Below are 15,423 nucleotides of genomic sequence, written 5' to 3'. Positions count from 1 at the left end.
TAATCATTGTTGGCGAGTGTGATAAACCTGACCGGAGGAGTTATGTTAGTTGCTGCTGGGCAATTTGCCGTCAGTCCTGTGTGGGAAAAGAATGCAGATACCTGCGTCGCACTCATGTCGCAGGCGGCGGAAAACGGCGCATCGTTGCTGGTTCTGCCGGAGGCATTGCTGGCGCGAGACGATTCGGATCCCGACCTGTCGGTGAAATCCGCCCAGCATTTAGAGGGGGATTTCCTGAAACAGCTGCTGCGGGAAAGCGCATCGAATACGATGACCACCATTCTCACACTTCATGTCCCTTCGCGACCCGGTCGTGCGGTGAACACGCTGGTGGCACTGCGCGGGGGGAAAATCGTGGCAAGCTACGGCAAGCTGCATCTTTATGATGCCTTCTCCATTCAGGAGTCCCGTAACGTTGACGCTGGCAACGCCATCGCGCCACTGCTTGACGTTGAGGGGCTCAGGGTAGGGTTGATGACCTGCTATGACCTGCGCTTTCCCGAATTGTCGATGGCGCTTGCGTTGCAGGGCGCGGAAGTCCTGGTGTTGCCGGCAGCCTGGGTCAAAGGGGCGCTGAAGGAACACCACTGGTCAACACTGTTGGCGGCCCGCGCTCTTGATACCACCTGTTATATGATTGCCGCAGGGGAGTGCGGTAACAAAAACATTGGTCAGAGTCGTATCATCGACCCCTTTGGCGTGACAATTGCGGCTGCGGCAGAAGTTCCGACGCTTGTTATGGCGGAGATTTCCGCACAGCGGATCCGCCAGGTGCGGGCACAGTTACCGGTATTACGTAACCGCAGATTTGTGCCACCGCAATTATTATGACGTTTTTTTAAACACTGCTTGATTCACCTTGTTACAGATTGCTATTGTGTGCGCGCGTCAAATGACCGTTAATATTCTCAGGTTACTAAGGGCGCGCTACGCCGCCTGTTTTAAGTTAAGAAGGTATCTATGGGTGAGATTAGTATTACCAAACTGCTGGTGGTGGCTGCACTGGTCGTTCTGCTGTTTGGTACCAAGAAGTTACGTACACTGGGTGGAGACCTGGGCACGGCGATTAAGGGTTTCAAAAAAGCGATGAATGATGAAGATGCGGGCGCGAAAAAAGACGCAGACGGCAACATTCAGGCTGAAAAACTCTCTCATAAAGAGTAATACCCGGAGTTAAAGGCTCATCCGTCTTACTCTGACGTGAAAAAACCCGCGATTAAGCGGGTTTTTTATGGGCGAAATGTAAGTATTTATTTCGAAATTACTTCACTTCCATCCCTTTTGCCTGCAGGTCAGCGTGGTAAGACGAACGGACGAACGGTCCGCAGGCAGCATGGGTAAAGCCCATCGCCATCGCTTCCGCTTTCATCTCTTCAAATTCGTCCGGGCTGACATAGCGTTGAACCGGCAGGTGGTGACGACTTGGCTGCAAATACTGGCCCAGCGTCAACATGGTCACGCCGTGACGACGCAAATCACGCATGACTTCAATGATTTCGGCATTCGTCTCGCCAAGACCAACCATCAGACCAGATTTGGTTGGGATCTCCGGATGCGCTTCTTTAAAGCGTTCCAGTAATTTGAGTGACCAGTTATAGTCTGCACCCGGGCGCACCTGACGATAAATGCGCGGTACGTTTTCAAGGTTATGGTTGAAAACGTCCGGCGGAGTGGCGGTCAGAATTTCCAGAGCGCGATCCATACGGCCACGGAAGTCGGGCACCAGCGTTTCAATCTTAATCGTTGGGCTTTTCTCACGAATAGCGGTAATGCAATCGGCAAAGTGCTGAGCGCCACCATCACGCAGGTCATCACGGTCAACGGAGGTGATCACCACATAGCGCAGGGCCATATCGGCAATAGTTTGCGCCAGCTTAACCGGTTCGTTGGCGTCCGGTGCCACAGGGCGGCCATGGGCCACATCGCAGAACGGGCAACGACGGGTACAAATGGCGCCGAGGATCATAAATGTGGCGGTACCGTGGTTGAAACACTCCGCAAGGTTTGGGCAAGAGGCTTCTTCACAAACAGAATGCAGGCCATTCTTACGCATTGCCGCTTTGATACCCTGGATACGAGTGGAGTCTGCTGGAAGCTTAATTTTCATCCATTCCGGCTTGCGGAGCAGGGCTTCGCGCTCTGTAGCCACATTTTTGACCGGGATAAGGGCCATCTTATCGGCATCGCGGTATTTAACACCGCGTTCCATCACAATGGGTTTACTCATAGCGTGCATGTTCCAGTTGCGAATAACGAGGGAAAGCGTTTCAATTCAAGGGAATGTTGTATTTATCAACTATTTTTGAATTAACGACACGCAGTATATCATTGAAACGGGTCTTAAAGCAGCCTGAGTGGCCGGCAAAATGTAAAATAGTTGTTGTTTTGTGCCATTTGCTCAGCATCAGTTTTGACCAGGTCGCAACATTTCTTTTTCAGAATGCGTCGCGGATCACCGTGATGACATTCTCCAGTACCGGATCGCGTAAGCTCAGCTTGTTGTAATGCAGTGAGAAGTCGATTTTTTCCTGGTTCAGGGACGAGTGAGGGATCCGCTGAAGCGGCCAGCAGTGGTTGAACAGCGTGAAGAAGCGCGCAGGCATAATACCCACCAGATCGCTGTGCGCAATGAGCGATGCCAGCGTGAAAATGTTGTAACTGCTAAAGCTGATTTGCCTGTCGGGAAACAGTTCCTGGATACGCTGGCGCAGGAGCGTGAAGCTTTGCCCTTCGATCATTAACAAGCTATGTTCCGCGCCATCGAGGGCCTCAGGGGCCGGGGAGCGCGTCAGGGAAGGGTGGTTCTGACGACAGACCAGTTCGATTTTGTCAGAAAACAGAACATGATTCTCTACCGCACGGTTGCTGTAGATGTGGTTATCGATAATCAAATCGCTCTGAAACTGGCTGAGTTGCGTTTCGGCGTCATGAACGGGGATGTTACGCAGATGCAGTTGCGGATGGCGCGTTTTGATGGCGTGATAAATGGTCGGCATCACCAGCGCGCCGATAGACGGTGTGGTCCCGATAGTAATCGTCCGTTGTTTATCGTAGCTGCCGGTGAGGTCCAGGGCCCCGAGAATGGACTCCAGCCCCTGGCTAATATACTCGTGTAGATGAGTGGCATAGGTAGTGGGTGTCACGCCCTGGCCTTTTCGGATAAACAAAGGGTCGGGAAATATTGTGCGTAATTTTTGAATAGACTGGCTGATCGCGGAGGGTGTCAGATTAAGAATTTTCGCAGCATTGACGATCCCCTTATGAACATAAACGGCTTCAAAAATAGTCAGCAGGTTCAGGTCTATATTTCTCAGCGTTCTGAAAATTTGCGGCTTATCTTCGGGGCGATGTTCATAGAAATGTCCTTTCGGCTTACTTTTCTCACTCACGTTCTAACTCCAATTTAATTCACATTATAAATAATAGTGGTGTTTTGTATTTGTTATGAGTATGCGTTTTTCACCACTATTGTTCATCTCGCGGTATCGATAACCATTTTATGGCAATTGATTGAAGGTTTAACGTTTGTATAAAGAAAAATCCTACGTCATTTTTTTAAATGACGGAGTAAAGGCGTTAAAAATTCAAGCTAAGATAGACAGAAAATATAGAAACCCGGAGGCATTGTAAAGCATTTGAGCGGGAAGGAGGGAATGGCCCGCGAATTTTTGGGCCATTGCATTCAATGAGTTAAGCAGGGATATATTCGTAAGGGGGATTATTTAGCAGCGCTAAAATATTGGCTAATAATCGTGGTCGGATATTATCTGTCGTGGCCTCGTTATCCCATTGAGATATTTTTGTCATTTCCATACCTGCATAGCCACATGGATTAATTCGTAAGAAAGGTGAAAGATCCATATTAACGTTTAATGCCAGTCCGTGGAAAGAACAACCGCGACGAATGCGCAAACCGAGAGAACATATTTTCTTTTCACCGACATAAACGCCAGGGGCATCCGCACGCGGGTGGGCGTCAATATCCCGTTCTGCCAGGGTATTCACCACGGTCTGTTCCAGCAGCGTGACCAGTTCCCGTACGCCCAGTTTACGCCGCTTCAGGTTCAGCAGCACATACATGACCTGCTGACCCGGTCCGTGGTAAGTCACCTGTCCGCCGCGATCGCTTTGAATGACCGGGATATCCCCTGGCATTAAAACATGTTCTGCTTTGCCTGCCTGACCCTGAGTGAAAACAGGGTAGTGCTCAACCAGCCAAATTTCATCGGCGGTATGTTCATCGCGGGTGTTGGTAAAGTCGTGCATGGCCTGGGAGACGGGTTCGTAGGGTTGAAGACCGAGCTGGCGGACCAGTATTTTATCCTGAGACAAAACAGCATCTCCGTAGAGAAGTAACCAATGGGGGAGAGAAGTATATCACAGCGAAGAGAAGGCGAGGTGGGCACCCGAACAAGGTCGGGGCCCGAACCTGTATTACAGAACCATACGGACGATTTCGATGTTACCGAGCTCTTCGTACAGGGTTTCAACCTGCTCAATATGGGTCGCGTTGATGGTAATTGAAACCGAGTGGTAATTGCCTTTGCTGCTGGGTTTTACCGTCGGGGAGTAATCACCTGGCGCATGGCGCTGTACCACTTCAACCACCTGTTCAACCAGCTCAGGTAACGCCTGCCCCATGACTTTGTAAGTAAAAGGAGTAGGGAATTCAAGCAGTTCGTTAAGTTTGGTTTTCATGTCAGCTCCGGCGTAACGTAAATAAATAACAACTCCCGCCAGAGGGCGGGAGTTTTACTGATGCTTAGTATATGGGGATGGAAATCACACTTTCAAGTGTTCAATTTTTAACCAAACCAGTGATGGAACATTAACTTAATGTAATCAATGATTTTGCTGAAGAAGTTGCCTTCGGGGATTTCCTGCAGTACGACCAGAGGACGCTGCTCAATGGTTTTACCGTCAAGCTGGAAGTTGATGGTACCGACCACCTGATTTTTCTGCAACGGAGCATGCAACTCCGTGCTGTTCAGCACATAGCTGGCCTTCAGGTCTTTCATACGGCCACGCGGGATGGTCAGATACACATCTTTATCGACCCCTAAGGAGGCGCGATCGGTATCACCAAACCAGGACGGTTCAGATGCGAATTCTTTGCCTGCTTTCAGCGGATTAACCGTTTCGAAGAAACGGAAGCCCCAGGTCAGCAGTTTTTTGCTTTCTGTTTCACGCCCTTTATAGGTGCGTCCGCCCATGACCGCTGAGATCAAACGCATCTGACCTTCAGTCGCCGAAGCAACGAGGTTGTAGCCAGCTTTGTCAGTGTGACCCGTCTTGATACCATCCACCTTCAGGCTGTTGTCCCACAGCAGGCCGTTACGGTTCAACTGACGGATGCCGTTAAAGGTGAACTCTTTTTCTTTGTAGACGGAGTACTCGTTAGGAACGTCGCGGATCAACGCCTGACCAATCAGCGCCATATCACGGGCGGAGCTGTACTGACCGTCGGCATCCAGACCGTGAACCGTCTGGAAGTGGGTGTTTTTCAGGCCCAGCGCGTTCACGTAACTGTTCATCAGCCCGACAAACGCATCCTGGCTGCCGGCAGAAAAGTCAGCCATCGCGACACAGGCATCGTTACCGGACTGCAGGTTAATCCCGCGAATCAGTTGCGACACCGGAACCTGCATGCCAGGTTTCAGGAACATCAGCGATGAACCTTTAAAGACCGGATTACCCGTGGCCCAGGCGTCATTACCGATAGTGACCAAATCCGTTTCTTTGAACTTACCCGCTTTCATTGCCTGACCGATAACGTAACTGGTCATCATTTTGGTCAGACTGGCCGGGTCACGACGCGTATCGGCGTTCTGTTCCGCCAGCACTTTACCGGAGTTATAGTCAATGAGGATATAGGACTCCGCGTCGATCTGCGGAACACCCGGGATCATGGTTTTGATGTTCAGGTCATCGGCATGCGCGCCTGAAATAGCGGCTGTACAAAGAGCCGTGGTGAGCGCCATGCGCTGCAGGAAACGAGCGGAAAAAGTGGTCTTCATGGTCTGAACTACGACGTCCGTGATGGAATTAAAAAAAGTGCCCTACTATAGCAAATGCAATACCGGCAGGCATCTGACTTTCCGCACGACTTTGTTAACGTAGTTAACGTCATTTACAGAAATTGACACTTCAGATGCCCTTGTTACGTTATTGCGCGCCGGTAATGAAGGACTGTAATTGGGCTTCAGATTGTAAACGCTGCTGTAGCGCACTGGCTTGTGCTTTGCTGGCGAACGGCCCGAGCTGAATACGCCACACGGCGCCGTTCTGCGTGACGCGTCCCGGCACGCCAAACTGCTGGCCTAAGCGCTGCTGATACTGCTGGGCGCGCCCCTGATCGCTCACCGCCCCCACCTGCACTACGTAACTGCCGCTGGCGGACGCTGCGGCAGGCGCAGCCGTCGCGGCGGGTGTCGCTGCCGGTGCACTGACTGGCGCGCTAGCGGGAGTTGCAGCCGCAGGCTGTGGTGCTGGCGTCGGTTCGCTGCCTTCCAGTACGCCTGCGGCCAGGGTCGTCGGTGCACCGAGGAAGCCGCTGCTCTGAACGGGTGCGCCAGCGTTATCTTCACTTTGCAGCGTGGAATTGCTGATGGCGCGAACGTCACCCTGTGGCTGCATCGCTTGCGGTGCGGAGGAGGCGCTGCCCATCCCCCCGCTCAGATCCGGACGTGAGGGCAGGGCATAAGTCTGTTTGGCCACGGTGGTACAGGCCATACCCGGACCGGACAGCGATCCATCCTGCGCAACAATAATGGGATCGATGCGTACTTTGGTGTTATTGGAGGTGTTCAGACGGTCGGCAGCAGCACGTGACAGTGAAATCACGCGATCGTTGCCATAGGGCCCGCGATCGTTAATGCGCACCACGATCATCCGCCCGTTGGCGAGGTTAGTGATTCGCGCATAGCTCGGGATCGGTAACGTCGGATGTGCTGCGGTGAGCTGCATTGGATCGAACGCTTCACCTGAGGCGGTCAGATTGCTACCGGGTTCGGCATCGTAGATCGCCGCGAATCCTGCCTGACTAAAGCGTGAGGCATCCTGCACAATCTTATAGCTCTTACCGTCCCGCTGGTAATCCTGATTAGCGGTCGGGTTGAGCGGTTCAAAACGCGGATCGGCCCCGCTGATTTCAACGACGGGCCCATTACATACCGCTGGCTGTGGCGCGACGGTATTCTGTTGCTGACCATCATCACTCGTACATGCCGCGAGCAGCATAATTCCTGCTGCGACGCAGACTCCAGGCAATTGCTTACGCATTGCGCACCCCTTACACGCTTTTCGATAACATTTTTCTGTGGGTGTGGATCGACATGACAATCCCGAACCCGGCCATCAACACGATCAGTGCTGAGCCTCCGTAACTGACCAACGGAAGCGGAACGCCTACAACAGGCAAAATCCCACTCACCATACCAATATTAACGAAGACATAAACGAATAAAATCAACATTAAGCCACCGGCCATCACGCGACCAAAGGTGGTTTGCGCGTGGGCGGCAATCCACAGACCACGCATAATAAGCAAAATATACAGCGCCAGCAGGATCAGTATCCCGATCAGACCGAGCTCTTCCGCCAGTACGGCGAAGATAAAGTCGGTGTGGCGCTCGGGTAAAAATTCGAGCTGTGACTGGGTACCGTGTAGCCACCCCTTGCCGCTCAGACCGCCGGAACCAATTGCAATTTTAGACTGAATGATGTGGTAACCGGCACCCAACGGATCGGTTTCCGGGTCAAGCAGCATCATCACCCTCTGACGCTGATAATCATGCATCAGAAAGAACCACAGGATCGGGATAAACGCCGCAACCAGCAGCACGGCGACGCCAATCAAACGCCAGCTCAGGCCAGAGAGGAACAGCACGAACAGTCCGGAAAGCGCGACCAGAATCGACGTTCCAAGGTCAGGCTGCGCCGCCACCAGCAGCGTGGGCATAAAAATCAGCACCAGCGCGATGGCCGTGTTCTTCAGGGACGGCGGACAGACGTCACGGTTGATAAAACGTGCGACCATCAAAGGAACCGCAATCTTGGCGATTTCAGAAGGCTGAAAACGTACGATGCCGAGATCCAGCCAGCGCTGTGCGCCTTTGGAGATCGCGCCGAAGGCATCGACCGCCACCAGCAGAATAATACAGAAAATATAGAGATACGGCGCCCAGCCTTCATAGACGCGGGGCGGGATCTGCGCCATGACCACCATGATCACCAGACCCATCGCAATTTGACCGACTTTACGTTCCATCATGCCAATGTCCTGGCCGCTGGCGCTCCAGATAACCATTGAGCTGTAAACCAGCAGCGCCAGTAAAATCAGTAACATGGTGGGATCGATATGGATTTTATCCCAGAATGTTTTTTTGTTCGGATTATCCGTCATGGTTATTGATCCTCCGCCGCTGCAACCGCCGGGTTTTCAGCTGGCAGATCGGTGTTGTTATCGCCCAACATGATGTGGTCAAGAATCTGACGCATAATGGTCCCCACCGCCGGGCCTGCCCCCCCGTTTTCCAGGATGATGGCGACCGCTACCTGCGGGTTGTTGTACGGCGCAAATGCAGTCATCAGTTTATGGTCACGCAGGCGCTCGGCAATTTTATGCGCGTTATAGGTTTCGTTGGCTTTCAGACCGAAGACCTGCGCGGTACCGGATTTAGCGGCAATTTTATACGGTGCGCTGGCAAAATATTTGTGCGCGGTCCCGTTGCCACGGTTGGCGACGCCATACATACCGTCTTTCGCCAGTTCCCAGTAACCAGAATGAATGTCGCCAACCGGTGGCTCCTGCGGCTGCACCCAGGGTACTTTTTTGCCGTCTTCTGCGGTGCTCATCAGCAGATGAGGCACCTTCACCACGCCGTCATTAATCAAAATCATCAGCGCCTTACTCATCTGAATCGGCGTTGCCGTCCAGTAGCCCTGACCAATACCGACCGGGATGGTATCGCCCTGATACCAGGGCTTTTTGAAGCGTTTGAGCTTCCACTCGCGGGTAGGCATGTTGCCGGAACGCTCTTCCGCCAGATCGATGCCGGTATAGTGACCGTAACCGAATTTGCCCATCCACTCAGAGAGGCGATCGATTCCCATGTCATAGGCGACCTGATAGAAGAAAGTATCTGCAGATTCTTCCAGCGATTTAGTGATATTCAGATGCCCGTGACCCCATTTCTTCCAGTCGCGATAACGTTTTTCTGAACCGGGCAACTGCCACCAGCCTGGGTCAAACAGACTGGTATTGCGGGTGATGACGCCCGCGCTTAACGCAGACACCGCGACATACGGCTTCACCGTTGATGCTGGCGGATAAACCCCCTGCGTTGCGCGGTTGACCAGCGGCGTGTTCGGATCGTTAAGCAGACCGGCGTAATCTTTGCTGGAGATGCCGTCGACGAACAGGTTCGGGTCATAACTTGGCATAGAGACCAGCGCCAGCACGCCGCCGGTACGCGGGTCGGTGACCACCACGGCGGCACGACTGCCGGCGAGCAGCGTTTCGATATACTGCTGCAGTTTGAGATCCAGCGTCAGGTAGATATCGTGTCCGGCCTGCGGCGGAACTTCCTTGAGCTGGCGGATAACGCGGCCACGGTTGTTGACTTCGACTTCCTCGTAGCCGGTCTGACCGTGCAGCACGTCTTCGTAGTAGCGCTCAATCCCCAGTTTCCCGATGTCATGGGTGGCAGCGTAGTTAGCCAGCTTGCCATCTTTATCCAGTCGCTCAACGTCTTTATCGTTAATCTTCGACACGTAGCCAATGACATGGGTGAGCGCAGAACCGTACGGGTAGAACCGGCGCTTATAGCCTTTTACTTCAACACCGGGGAAGCGGTACTGGTTAACGGCAAAACGCGCAACCTGGACTTCGGTCAGGTTAGTTTTGACGGCAATAGAGGTAAAGCGGTGCGAACGTGCGCGCTCTTTCTTGAATGCCGCAATATCGTCATCGGTCAGGTCGACGACGCTGCGCAGCGCATCCAGCGTTTGCTGCACGTTATCGACCTTCTCGGGCATCATTTCGATCTGGTAAATGGTACGGTTCAGGGCGAGAGGAATGCCGTTACGGTCATAAATGATGCCGCGGCTGGGGGCGATGGGCACCAGCTTAATCCGGTTTTCATTCGAGCGAGTCTGGTAATCGGTAAAACGGACAATCTGCAGATTATACAGGTTGGCGATAAGCACGCCGGTGAGCAGTAAGATACCCAAAAAAGCGACCAGCGCCCGGCGCACAAATAGCGCGGACTCAGCCGTATAGTCGCGAAAAGAATTCTGTAATTTCATCCGCTGCTTAGTCTACTCAAGCTCAGTGATCACTCACGGTGATAAGGGTGATTAGTGGTAATGCTCCACGCCCGATACAGGCTCTCTGCCACCAGCACCCGGACAAGCGGATGAGGAAGTGTTAGCGCAGAGAGCGACCAACTTTGTTCTGCCGCTGCTTTACAGGCAGGGGATAATCCCTCCGGCCCGCCGATTAACAGGCTGACATCACGACCGTCCAGTTTCCAGCGTTCCAGTTCGGTTGCCAGTTGCGGCGTGTCCCAGGGCTTACCGGGAATATCCAGGGTGACAATGCGATTTTTGCCTGCGGCAGCCAGCATCTGTTCACCCTCTTTGTCGAGAATACGCTTGATGTCCGCGTTCTTGCCGCGTTTGCCGGCCGGAATTTCGATCAGCTCAAAAGGCATGTCTTTGGGAAAACGCCGCAGGTACTCGGTAAAACCGGTTTGTACCCAGTCGGGCATTTTCGTGCCTACCGCGACAAGTTGAAGCTTCACGCATTAACTCCAGAGTTTTTCCAGCTCATACAGGCGACGGCTCTCTTCCTGCATAACATGGACAATCACTTCACCCAGGTCAACGACGATCCAGTCGGCGACGCTTTCACCTTCCACACCCAACGGCAGCATTCCCGCAGCGCGAGATTCCTGAACGACGTGGTCAGCAATAGACATGACGTGACGGCTGGAAGTGCCGGTACAGATGATCATGCAGTCGGTGATACTGGATTTGCCCTGAACGTCTAAGGCGATGATGTCCTGACCTTTAAGGTCATCAATTTTGTCGATTACAAAATCCTGGAGTGCTTTACCCTGCAAGTTTTCCCCCTGGGTGCATGAATGAGTATGAATAAGCCTGTCAGTATACCTGAACCCACCGTCCTTTCGGGACAAATGTCACCGACGGTTTTTGAAAGTGGGCTATCATCCCACCCCATGCAACAGAATGCATCGCCATTTTTGTAAAACAATTTCTGCAAAACGCTGAAGGGCGGGGAAAGTCTGGCAGCGGAGAATAGCAGCCTGTCCTGGCGTGTCAATGGGCGGAGCGTTTCTGGCGATAAAAAACAGACATTTTACTCGCCAGGTGTCCATATCGCTCTGCTGTTGAGAACCCGAAGCGTGGCAAAATCGCCAGTAAAATCAATGGCGCTCCAGCAGCCTTGCTCAACGCGAAAATGCCACATTGCGGCGGCGGGTAAGGCAAGCAGCCGGGCAATCAGCAGGCTGAGGACGCCCTGATGGCTGACCATTAGCACATGCGCATGGTGCTGATAATCGGCAAGAAATGCGATCGCCTGCTCAACGCGCCGGGCGAAGGCCTGAAACCCTTCTCCATTGGTGGGAACGGCATTTTGCCAGTCGTTGCACCAGGCCGCATAGTTCTCGGCATCTTCGTGGGTCAGCTCCCGGTGATGGCGCATCTCCCAATCGCCAAAGAACATCTCATTGAGCTCGGGCTTCACCTGCAGCGGCAGTTCACGCCCCTGAAGCACTAAACGCGCCGTGTGCTGAGCGCGTTCCAGCTCGCTACACAGCACCTGCTCAAAGGGAACCTGGCTGAGCAGTGTATTCAGCGTTTGCGCCTGCGCAACGCCGCGCCCGGTCAACGGCGTGGGAGCATGACCACTGTACAATCCCGCCACATTGGCTTCGGTTTCACCATGACGAACTAACCAGAGTCGCATTTTCCCCTCGTGATACGTATTCGCGCAAAACATGATATTCGCCCTGAATGCGCGCGCTATTTTCTCTAAAATAGCCTCTTTTGCCAGGAGCGGCACAATGTCTCTATTCAAAAGCGCCCACGGCGGTAACATCCGTGAGGCTGCCGAACTCCTCGGGATCTCGCCCGAGAAGCTGCTGGATTTTAGCGCGAATATTAATCCACTGGGTATGCCCGAAACGGTAAAACGCGCCATCGTCGACAATTTACGCCTTGCCGAGCGTTATCCCGACGTCGATTACCGCCATTTGCACCAGGCGCTGGCCCGACATCATCAGGTGCCAGCCGGTTGGATCCTCGCTGGCAACGGTGAGACCGAGTCAATCTTTACCCTGGTGAACGGTTTGCATCCGCGTCGGGCGATGATCGTCACACCAGGATTTGCCGAATACCAACGTGCGTTACAGTGGGGTGAATGCGTCATCGATACGTTCGCGCTGCGTGAAGAGGACGGCTGGCAGTTGACCGGGGCGATCCTCGATGCCTTGACGGCAGAACTGGACTGTCTGTTTTTGTGCACACCTAACAATCCCACCGGATTACTGCCGGAACGGGGTTTACTCGAAGCGATTGCCGGGCGCTGCCGGGCGCTGAATATTGCGCTGATTCTTGATGAAGCGTTTATCGATTTTATTGCCGACGAGGCGGGGTTTATTCCACTGCTACAGAATAACCCGCATATCTGGGTTCTGCGTTCGCTGACAAAATTCTATGCTATCCCGGGGCTGCGGTTGGGGTATCTCATCAACAGCGATGAGCAGGCGGTGGCGGCGATGAGGGCGCGACAGATGCCGTGGTCGATCAACGCCTTTGCCGCGCTGGCAGGGGAACAGGTTCTGCAGGATACCGCCTATCAACAAGCGACATGGCGGTGGCTGCGGGAAGAGGGCGGACGCTTTTATCAGCAACTGTGCGCGCTGCCAGGGCTGACGGTGTATCCTGGCCAGGCGAATTATCTCCTGCTGCGCAGTGAAACCGATCTTCAGCGTGCTTTGCTGGCGCGGCATATTCTGATCCGCAGTTGCGCCAATTACCCTGGTCTTGATGGACGCTATTTCCGTGTGGCAATACGTAGTCGGGAAGAGAACAACCGCCTGCTGGCGGCGTTAACCGAGGCGCTTAGCGATACAACCCGTGCTGATTGATATAGTCCAGCACGGCTTGCGGCATCAGGTCGTCACACGGCTCGCCGTTTTCCAGTCGTTCGCGGATGATCGTGGCGGAAATATTGAACCACGGCGTTTCGGCGAGGTAAATTTTCCCGGCTGGCAGCAGGTGCAGATCGTCTGGCGTATTCGTCAGATGCTGATCCAGCCAATGCTGATGCTGTTCCTGCGCCATTTCGAGCGGGTAGCCGGGACGGCGGCAGACAATCAGATGGGTATTGTCGAGAATCGTTTCGTAGTCATGCCAGGTCGGGAAGGTCAGTAATGAGTCCTGGCCAATGATAAACGCCAGCGGGACATCCGGACCTTGTTCTTCACGCCAGGCCTTCAGCGTTTGCGCCGTATAGGAGGGCGTGTCGTGCCGCAGTTCGCGCTCATCGAGGATGAACAGCGGCTTGTCGGCAATCGCCAGTTCAAGCATGGTTTTTCGCTGTGCACTGGTCGCCTCCGGCTGCGGGCGATGAGGGGGAACATTATTGGGCATCACGATGACCCGCGACAGACCAATCAGATTGGCCAGCGTTTCCACGGGCTTGAGGTGACCATAGTGCACCGGATCAAAGGTGCCGCCAAAGAGAGCCTGTAACGATTTCATATCAGCCATCAATAAAAACTTCAGCCAGCGCTTTGTGGCAAATCAGCAGTGAGAGCCCTTCAAGCTCTGCCCAGACCGACTGGCCATAGTCCTGCTTCAGCGTTAATTCCGTACGTGTCAGTAATTGCACCGCCTGACGTAACTGCGCCGGACTAAGCCGGTTCAGCGCATCGCCAATCATGCCACGGCGGTTTTGCCAGACGCGGTGCTTATCAAAGAGCGTGCGCAGCGGGGTGTGGGCCGACTGGCGTTTTAGCGTGACCAGCAGCAACAGCTCACGTTGCAGGGTGCGCAGCAGAATAACCGGTTCGCTGCCTTCCAGACGTAACTGTTGAAGAATGTGCAGTGCGCGCTTACTTTTGCCCATGACCAGCGCATCCACCCAATGGAACGGGGTGAAGTGGGCGGCGTCGTTAACGGCCTGCTCGACGCGGGGCAGGGTGAGCTTACCGTCTGGCCACAATAAGGATAAACGTTCCAGCGCCTGCGCCAAAGCCAGCAGGTTACCTTCATAGCAATAGCACAATAGTTGATTCGCCGCGTCGTCCAGTTGCAAATTATTTTGCTTTGCGCGCGCCGCTACCCAACGGGGAAGTTGCGCCTGTTCCGGCGTCTGGCAACTGACCTGTACGCTTCGCTCGGCCAGCGCGCTAAACCAGCCGGCATTTTCTTGCGCCTTACTGAGCTTATTTCCGCGCACGATCAGCAGCAGATCGTCATGCAGCAACTGAACCAGCGTAACCAGTTGTTCATTAATGGCGGCATTCGGGCCATTTTCGGGCAGTAACAACAGCAGCGTCTGACGACTGGCGAACAGGCTCATTGCCTGGCATTGCGAGAACAACGCGTTCCAGTCGGTATTATTGTCGAGAGTAAAAGTATGGTGTTCGTCGAACCCCTGAGTTGCCGCAACCTGACGGATGGCGTCCTGGCTTTCCTGCAACAACAAAGGATCGTTTCCGAGTAGCAGATACGCCGCGCGCAACCCTTCAGAGAGTTGCGCGCGGAGTTGTTCAGGGTACAACCGAATCATCAGTTACCCAGCGTGCTGGAGACACGCGTTGAAGAGGAAGCGGGAGCCGCTTCTTTATCGTCAACGGCAACCTCTTCTTGCGATGAGAGACGATCGGCAGCATGTACGCTTGGCAGTTTACGAATCAACTGTTCCGCCGCTCTGTCGTACATCTCTTTGATGATCATATCCTGCTCGTTATCTTTCGCCAGCGCCATCTGCGGGTTGTCGAAGAACGAACGGAATACCCGGACGCTGATAGGATAAATATCGTGACCAGGAATCAACACCGACGCACTGACCGTCATAATCATCTGATATTCCGCAGTCTGACCATTCTGGAAGACAGACGCGGTATCTTTCGAAATACTGACCCGACCCAGACGTAAAGACGGTACGTCTTTACGCAGCGTACTCTTATCCAGTAGCTCAATATCATTCAGACGCAGTTGATTACGCACTGCACGGCTTAACGGACCATTCGGATCCCCTGTGTCCAGAATCATGGTTTTCATTGTGTCCGGAACCTGCGTGGTATTGCGCAGGTGCCAGCCACACCCGGCGGTGGTTAACACCGCCAGAGATAACAACAATGTTGCCAGATATCGCACGCTTCC

Annotated in this window: 17 protein-coding genes; 3 read left to right on the top strand and 14 right to left on the bottom strand. The window is 53.6% G+C overall.

Annotation, left to right across the window (positions count from 1 at the left end; genetic code table 11):
• The first annotated feature begins 42 nt into the window (after positions 1–42).
• Complete coding sequence (locus QQZ17_RS25725) at positions 43–831, top strand: deaminated glutathione amidase (RefSeq protein WP_152405506.1); 789 nt, start codon at positions 43–45, stop codon at positions 829–831.
• A gap of 129 nt (positions 832–960) precedes the next feature.
• Positions 961–1,164 carry a twin-arginine translocase subunit TatE gene (tatE, locus tag QQZ17_RS25720; RefSeq protein ID WP_152405505.1) on the top strand — a complete coding sequence of 68 codons (204 nt, stop codon included), beginning with the start codon at positions 961–963 and terminating at the stop codon, positions 1,162–1,164.
• Between the two features lie 97 nt (positions 1,165–1,261).
• Here the strand turns inward: tatE and lipA are convergent, their stop codons facing one another.
• The 11 genes from lipA to QQZ17_RS25665 all read right to left on the bottom strand — a co-directional run bounded on the left by lipA (position 1,262) and on the right by QQZ17_RS25665 (position 11,995).
• Complete coding sequence (gene lipA / locus QQZ17_RS25715) at positions 1,262–2,227, bottom strand: lipoyl synthase (RefSeq protein WP_042320707.1); 966 nt, start codon at positions 2,225–2,227, stop codon at positions 1,262–1,264.
• Positions 2,228–2,435: 208 nt separating this feature from the next.
• The gene (locus QQZ17_RS25710) at positions 2,436–3,389 is read right to left on the bottom strand and encodes a YbeF family transcriptional regulator (protein WP_152405504.1); all 954 of its coding nucleotides are present in this window, start codon (positions 3,387–3,389) and stop codon (positions 2,436–2,438) included.
• 301 nt (positions 3,390–3,690) lie between these two features.
• Positions 3,691–4,332 (bottom strand): lipoyl(octanoyl) transferase LipB, encoded by a 642-nt coding sequence (gene lipB, locus QQZ17_RS25705; RefSeq protein WP_152405503.1) that lies wholly within the window; start codon positions 4,330–4,332, stop codon positions 3,691–3,693.
• A gap of 102 nt (positions 4,333–4,434) precedes the next feature.
• Positions 4,435–4,698: a DUF493 family protein YbeD gene (gene ybeD / locus QQZ17_RS25700; protein ID WP_042320704.1), complete on the bottom strand. Its 264-nt coding sequence runs from the start codon at positions 4,696–4,698 to the stop codon at positions 4,435–4,437.
• Positions 4,699–4,805: 107 nt separating this feature from the next.
• On the bottom strand, positions 4,806–6,017 hold the full coding sequence (dacA, locus tag QQZ17_RS25695; RefSeq protein ID WP_152405502.1) for a D-alanyl-D-alanine carboxypeptidase DacA: 1,212 nt from the start codon (positions 6,015–6,017) through the stop codon (positions 4,806–4,808).
• Positions 6,018–6,165: 148 nt separating this feature from the next.
• On the bottom strand, positions 6,166–7,281 hold the full coding sequence (rlpA, locus tag QQZ17_RS25690) for an endolytic peptidoglycan transglycosylase RlpA (protein WP_152405501.1): 1,116 nt from the start codon (positions 7,279–7,281) through the stop codon (positions 6,166–6,168).
• 10 nt (positions 7,282–7,291) lie between these two features.
• Positions 7,292–8,404 carry a peptidoglycan glycosyltransferase MrdB gene (gene mrdB / locus QQZ17_RS25685; RefSeq protein WP_152405500.1) on the bottom strand — a complete coding sequence of 371 codons (1,113 nt, stop codon included), beginning with the start codon at positions 8,402–8,404 and terminating at the stop codon, positions 7,292–7,294.
• Positions 8,405–8,406: 2 nt separating this feature from the next.
• Positions 8,407–10,308: a peptidoglycan DD-transpeptidase MrdA gene (mrdA, locus tag QQZ17_RS25680; protein ID WP_152405499.1), complete on the bottom strand. Its 1,902-nt coding sequence runs from the start codon at positions 10,306–10,308 to the stop codon at positions 8,407–8,409.
• Between the two features lie 29 nt (positions 10,309–10,337).
• On the bottom strand, positions 10,338–10,805 hold the full coding sequence (rlmH, locus tag QQZ17_RS25675; protein WP_003022725.1) for a 23S rRNA (pseudouridine(1915)-N(3))-methyltransferase RlmH: 468 nt from the start codon (positions 10,803–10,805) through the stop codon (positions 10,338–10,340).
• 3 nt (positions 10,806–10,808) lie between these two features.
• On the bottom strand, positions 10,809–11,126 hold the full coding sequence (rsfS, locus tag QQZ17_RS25670; RefSeq protein WP_012904988.1) for a ribosome silencing factor: 318 nt from the start codon (positions 11,124–11,126) through the stop codon (positions 10,809–10,811).
• A gap of 257 nt (positions 11,127–11,383) precedes the next feature.
• On the bottom strand, positions 11,384–11,995 hold the full coding sequence (locus tag QQZ17_RS25665) for an adenosylcobalamin/alpha-ribazole phosphatase (protein WP_152405498.1): 612 nt from the start codon (positions 11,993–11,995) through the stop codon (positions 11,384–11,386).
• A gap of 97 nt (positions 11,996–12,092) precedes the next feature.
• Between QQZ17_RS25665 and cobD the strand changes: the two genes are divergently transcribed.
• A complete protein-coding gene (gene cobD, locus QQZ17_RS25660; protein ID WP_152405497.1) occupies positions 12,093–13,178 on the top strand; it encodes a threonine-phosphate decarboxylase CobD in 1,086 nt (361 codons plus the stop codon).
• Here the strand turns inward: cobD and nadD are convergent.
• Genes nadD through lptE form a run of 3 tightly spaced genes read right to left on the bottom strand, consistent with a single transcriptional unit; the run spans position 13,153 to position 15,417 of the window.
• Positions 13,153–13,794: a nicotinate-nucleotide adenylyltransferase gene (gene nadD / locus QQZ17_RS25655; protein WP_152406375.1), complete on the bottom strand. Its 642-nt coding sequence runs from the start codon at positions 13,792–13,794 to the stop codon at positions 13,153–13,155. The genes cobD and nadD overlap by 26 nt on opposite strands.
• Before the next feature lies 1 nt (position 13,795).
• Positions 13,796–14,827 (bottom strand): DNA polymerase III subunit delta, encoded by a 1,032-nt coding sequence (gene holA / locus QQZ17_RS25650; protein WP_152405496.1) that lies wholly within the window; start codon positions 14,825–14,827, stop codon positions 13,796–13,798.
• A complete protein-coding gene (gene lptE, locus QQZ17_RS25645) occupies positions 14,827–15,417 on the bottom strand; it encodes an LPS assembly lipoprotein LptE (RefSeq protein ID WP_152405495.1) in 591 nt (196 codons plus the stop codon). The genes holA and lptE overlap by 1 nt, the downstream gene beginning before the upstream one ends.
• Positions 15,418–15,423 lie beyond the last annotated feature (6 nt).

The organism is Citrobacter sp. T1.2D-1 (assembly GCF_950098555.1).
Taxonomy (GTDB): domain Bacteria; phylum Pseudomonadota; class Gammaproteobacteria; order Enterobacterales; family Enterobacteriaceae; genus Citrobacter_A; species Citrobacter_A telavivensis.
The sequence above is the reverse complement of the archived record's forward strand: the minus strand, read 5'-3'. Positions and strand labels throughout refer to the sequence as shown.

What these genes read in the sequence shown, in the direction of transcription:
- QQZ17_RS25725 (WP_152405506.1), top strand. Translation starts at nt 43, where the DNA reads ATGTTAGTTGCTGCTGGGCAATTTGCCGTCAGTCCTGTGTGGGAAAAG.
- tatE (WP_152405505.1), top strand. Translation starts at nt 961, where the DNA reads ATGGGTGAGATTAGTATTACCAAACTGCTGGTGGTGGCTGCACTGGTC.
- lipA (WP_042320707.1), bottom strand. Translation starts at nt 2,227, where the DNA reads ATGAGTAAACCCATTGTGATGGAACGCGGTGTTAAATACCGCGATGCC.
- ybeD (WP_042320704.1), bottom strand. Translation starts at nt 4,698, where the DNA reads ATGAAAACCAAACTTAACGAACTGCTTGAATTCCCTACTCCTTTTACT.
- dacA (WP_152405502.1), bottom strand. Translation starts at nt 6,017, where the DNA reads ATGAAGACCACTTTTTCCGCTCGTTTCCTGCAGCGCATGGCGCTCACC.
- rlpA (WP_152405501.1), bottom strand. Translation starts at nt 7,281, where the DNA reads ATGCGTAAGCAATTGCCTGGAGTCTGCGTCGCAGCAGGAATTATGCTG.
- mrdB (WP_152405500.1), bottom strand. Translation starts at nt 8,404, where the DNA reads ATGACGGATAATCCGAACAAAAAAACATTCTGGGATAAAATCCATATC.
- mrdA (WP_152405499.1), bottom strand. Translation starts at nt 10,308, where the DNA reads ATGAAATTACAGAATTCTTTTCGCGACTATACGGCTGAGTCCGCGCTA.
- QQZ17_RS25665 (WP_152405498.1), bottom strand. Translation starts at nt 11,995, where the DNA reads ATGCGACTCTGGTTAGTTCGTCATGGTGAAACCGAAGCCAATGTGGCG.
- cobD (WP_152405497.1), top strand. Translation starts at nt 12,093, where the DNA reads ATGTCTCTATTCAAAAGCGCCCACGGCGGTAACATCCGTGAGGCTGCC.
- nadD (WP_152406375.1), bottom strand. Translation starts at nt 13,794, where the DNA reads ATGAAATCGTTACAGGCTCTCTTTGGCGGCACCTTTGATCCGGTGCAC.
- holA (WP_152405496.1), bottom strand. Translation starts at nt 14,827, where the DNA reads ATGATTCGGTTGTACCCTGAACAACTCCGCGCGCAACTCTCTGAAGGG.